Raw genomic sequence first — 4,551 nt, forward strand, 5'->3', positions numbered from 1 at the left:
TCTTTGATCAGGGTCACGGAATGGATTCCAGGGTCTCCGCGACGCCGCTTCGCGGCTGCTCCGCCCTGGAATGACGACGTTGAGGGGCTTGCGCCAATCTCCGAGGTTCGCACTTTCGGTTGACAAAACCATCCGCCCTTTGGTTTGCTGGCAAACAGGACACAATGTGAAGCAGTTCATAGAATTATACTTGACGCTGCAAAACATTGACATCCGATCTTCTGCCGCCACATAATCATCGCCGTCACTTTTTCGAAAATTCTGTTTCAGCTGATCCGGGGCCGTGCTTCCGGGGCGGATTCTTGTTGGCTGCATTGTTGGGCCGGGCATGCCGGCCGCGCTTCGGGAACGACGACGGATGGGGAGGGAACGACAGATGGCCATCGACATAAAAGTCTCCGTCTACACCAATGGCGACGACGCCTTCGTCGCCTGGGCACCGAGCGACTTCATCGCCGGGTGCCGGGGTTTTCTCCTCGAGCGCGGCCGCAAGGCCGGCGCGAGCGAGAGGATCGAGCCGGTGGAGAACCGCGTCGGCTTCACCAAGGACAAGCCGAAATCGGGCGACCACAGGCCGTCGGATGTCTGGCCGTTCCAGCGCTTCAACTGGACCGACCATGCGGCCGATGTCGGCAATGTCGTGCGCTACCGGGTGACCGCGATGATGAGCGCCGGACCCGGCAAGCCGCTGACCAAGGGGGTGTCGAGCGACTGGACGGACTGGGCGACGCTCGCCACCGACGCCGGCGGCGGCTTTTCCTGCTACTTCAACCGCGGCCTGGTTCTGTCGCAATTCGTCGCCCGCTACATGGCCAAGAACAAGCTGTCGCCCGCGGCCTTCAAGAAGAGCCTGCAGACCAATGGCGACGCAAAATTCCGCGCTTTCCTCGAAGGCGATCTCGGGCTGCGCATGGTCGGGCTGACGCAGGTCGCCGGCGACGAGCTGCATGCCGCGCTCTACGAGCTCGGCGACGCGACGCTGGAGACGGCGCTGATCGGGCTCGGGCCGCGGCTCCATCTCATCCTCGCCAACGGCTCCGACAAAAGCGGCGACGGCAACAAGGAGGCGCGCAAGAACCTCAACGACCACGGCATCGCGACCGTCGACCGGATGCTGAAATCGAAAGGCCTCGGCCACAACAAATTCGTCGTCGTGTCCAAGGACGGCGAGCCGAAGATGGCGTGGACGGGCAGCACCAACTGGAGCACGACCGGCCTGTGCACGCAGGTCAACAACGGCCTTCTGATCGAGGACGCGGCGGTCGCGGCGCATTTCCGCAAGCATTGGGACCTGTTGAAGGACGCCTCGCCGCCCAGGACCGACCCGGCCAATTTCACGCCGGCGCTGATGGCGGACAACGATGCCCCCAAGACCTTCACGGTCGGGACCGCCAAGACGACGGTGTGGTTCACCCGCACCTCGGATGGCGCCGACATGGCGGCGCTGCGCGACGTCATCGCCTCGGCCAAGCAGGCGGTGCTTTTCCTGATGTTCACGCCGGGCAAGCAGGGGCTGCACACGCTGGCCGGCCAGCGCGCCAGGGAAAAGGGCATGTATGTGCGCGGCGTGGTCTCGACGCTGAGCGCGGAGGAGGGCGGCACCGAGCAGAACTTCCTCGACATCGACCTGGTGAGCAGCGACCGCAAATTCACGCCCGACCGCTATGCGGTGGCGCAGCCGCAGGGCCTCGACGCGCCGCTCGGGCCATGGATCGCAGAGGTCAACCGGCCGAGCTTCCTGTCGCAGATCGGCCACGCCATCGTGCACTCGAAGATCCTGGTGACCGACCCGCATTCGAACGACTGCGTGGTGGTGACCGGCAGCCACAATTTCTCGGCGCCGGCGAGCCAGAAGAACGACGAGAACCTGGTGATCGTGCGCGGCCACAGGAAGCTCGCCGCCGCCTATGCCACCTACGCGATGTCAGTCTACAGCCACTACCGCTACCGCTCCTACATCCGCGAGATGCGGGCCCAAGGCAGGACCCCGTGGAGCTATCTCGACGACGACGACCAGTGGTTGAAGACCGAGCTCAGGACCAAGGCGCAGGAGATCGCGTTCTGGACGCAGGGTTAGTCCTTCTCCCCGTTTCACGGGGAGAAGGTGCCCGAAGGGCGGATGAGGGGCAGCGCCGGCATCTGCGGCTAACCGCCGACCCATAACTGCCTGACAGGTCAGCGCCGCCCCTCATTGCCCTGCCGGGCATTTCTCCTGGCGCGGCTGATCAGGCCGAGGCTTGATTGCCACGTGGTTCCCCCAATTCGTCGCTGCTTCGCAGCGCCACCTTTCCCCCCTCCGGAGGGAAAGGAAGGGAGCGCTCTGGACGGAGCGCTGACGGCAAAAAGCTTGGCGCCTTTCCTCTCCCCCGTCGATCGGGGGAGAGGTGGCTCGGCGAAGCCGAGACGGAGTGGGGGTCGCCCAGCGCTGCATAAGATAATGCATGCGCCCAGCTGCCATGCACGCTATCGCCAAAGACCAGCCGCTTGTGTGCATGCCGCAGCGTAACGGGGAGAAAGAATCTGTCGTGGGCGCCGGCGCTCCAGTCGCCGCGGCCGGTATACCTGGTCTGGCAAGGGCCGCCAATTGGGCGCTCCCTGTCCAGAACTGTCAGCAGCAGCGGCGATTGACAGTTGCACCCGGCGGCATCCGACCTATATGAGATCACCTTTTCCAGCCGGCCGTATTTCAGCATGTCATCCATCATCTCGATCTCCGGTGTCACGAAAACCTATGCCACCGGCTTCAAGGCGCTGAAGGAAATCAATCTCGACATCAAGCGCGGCGAGATCTTCGCGCTGCTGGGGCCGAACGGCGCCGGCAAGACGACGCTGATCTCGATCGTCTGCGGTATCGTCAACCGCTCGTCGGGCACTGTCACGGTGGACGGCCACGACATCGGCCGCGACTACCGCGCCGCGCGCAGCCTGATCGGGCTGGTGCCGCAGGAGCTCACCATCGACGCCTTCGAGACGGTCTGGGCCACGGTGAACTACAGCCGCGGCCTGTTCGGCAAGGCGCCCAACGCGGCCTTCGTCGAGAAAGTGCTGCGCGACCTCTCGCTGTGGGACAAGAAGGATTCCAAAGCGATCACCCTGTCGGGCGGCATGAAGCGCCGGCTGATGATCGCCAAGGCGCTGTCGCACGAGCCGCGCGTGCTGTTCCTCGACGAGCCGACCGCGGGCGTCGATGTCGAATTGCGCCAGGACATGTGGGCGATGGTGCGGCGCCTGCGCGAGGACGGCGTCACCATCATCCTCACCACGCATTACATCGAAGAGGCCGAAGCGATGGCCGACCGCGTCGGCGTCATCAACAAGGGCGAGATCATCCTGGTCGAGGGCAAGGCCGAGCTGATGCGCAAGCTCGGCCGCAAGCAGATGAACCTGGAGCTGCGCGCGCCGCTTGCCGCCGTTCCGGACGGGCTTTCGCACTATTCGCTGGAGCTGTCGGACGACGGCAACCAGCTCACCTACACCTATGACAACCAGAGCGACCGTCCGGGCGTCGCCTCGCTGATCCGCGATCTCGAGGCGGCCGGCGTCCAGTTCCGCGACCTCGACACCAAGAACAGCTCGCTCGAAGAGATCTTCGTCAATCTTCTGAGGCAAGAGCCATGAACCTGCGCGCGGTATGGGCGATCTACCGGGTGGAGATGGCGCGCGCCTTCCGCACGGTGCTGCAGAGCATCATCTCGCCGGTCATCTCGACATCGCTCTATTTCGTCGTCTTCGGCTCGGCCATCGGCTCACGCATCACCGAGATCGACGGCATCGCCTACGGCGCCTTCATCGTGCCCGGCCTGATGATGCTGTCGCTCTTGACGCAGTCGATCTCCAACGCCTCCTTCGCCATCTATTTCCCGAAATTCGTCGGCTCGATCTACGAGCTCCTGTCGGCGCCGGTCTCCTATCTGGAGATCATCATCGCCTATGTCGGGGGTGCTGCGACCAAGTCGGTCATGCTCGGCCTGATCATCCTGGCCACCGCGGCGCTGTTCGTGCCGCTCAGGATCGAGCATCCCTTCTGGATGGTTGCCTTCCTGGTGCTGACGGCGGTGACCTTCAGCCTGTTCGGCTTCATCATCGGCATCTGGGCAAAGACCTTCGAGCAGCTGCAGCTGGTGCCGCTCTTGATCGTCACGCCGCTCACCTTCCTCGGCGGCAGCTTCTATTCGATCCACATGCTGCCCGGCATCTGGAAGACGATCACGCTGTTCAACCCGGTCGTCTACCTGATCAGCGGGTTCCGCTGGAGTTTTTACGGCAAGGCCGACGTCTCGGTCGGCGTCAGCCTCGGCATGACGGTGATGTTCCTGGCCATCTGCATCGCGATCGTCGCTTGGATCTTCAAGACGGGCTATCGGTTGAGGAACTGACGGAACTGTTCCTTGCCCCACGAAGTGGCACACATTTCCAAGCGGCTGGTCTTTGGCGATAGCGAGCATGGCAGCTCGGCGCATGCATTGTCTTATGCAGCGCTGGTCGACCCCCACTCCGTCTCGGCTTCGCCGAGCCACCTCTCCCCCGATCGACGGGGTAGAGGAAAGGCGC

The 4,551-nt window shown here is 63.7% G+C and carries 4 protein-coding genes; 3 read left to right on the plus strand and 1 reads right to left on the minus strand.

Features of this window, described 5'->3' with window-relative positions; translation table 11 throughout:
• The coding region (locus tag LB552_RS29510; protein ID WP_224611712.1) for a hypothetical protein at nucleotides 1–390 on the minus strand (390 nt) is incomplete at its 3' end.
• Here LB552_RS29510 and LB552_RS29515 point away from each other — a divergent pair.
• From LB552_RS29515 to LB552_RS29525, 3 genes are all read left to right on the plus strand, one after another.
• Nucleotides 377–2,077, plus strand: coding sequence for a phospholipase D-like domain-containing protein (locus LB552_RS29515; RefSeq protein WP_224611714.1), 1,701 nt, complete (start codon nucleotides 377–379; stop codon nucleotides 2,075–2,077). The genes LB552_RS29510 and LB552_RS29515 overlap by 14 nt on opposite strands.
• Before the next feature lie 614 nt (nucleotides 2,078–2,691).
• Complete coding sequence (locus LB552_RS29520; protein WP_224611716.1) at nucleotides 2,692–3,618, plus strand: ABC transporter ATP-binding protein; 927 nt, start codon at nucleotides 2,692–2,694, stop codon at nucleotides 3,616–3,618.
• A complete protein-coding gene (locus LB552_RS29525) occupies nucleotides 3,615–4,376 on the plus strand; it encodes an ABC transporter permease (RefSeq protein ID WP_224611717.1) in 762 nt (253 codons plus the stop codon). The genes LB552_RS29520 and LB552_RS29525 overlap by 4 nt, the downstream gene beginning before the upstream one ends.
• Nucleotides 4,377–4,551: the final 175 nt, after the last annotated feature.

It is taken from the genome of Mesorhizobium sp. CA7 (assembly GCF_020165015.1).
Lineage (GTDB): Bacteria > Pseudomonadota > Alphaproteobacteria > Rhizobiales > Rhizobiaceae > Mesorhizobium.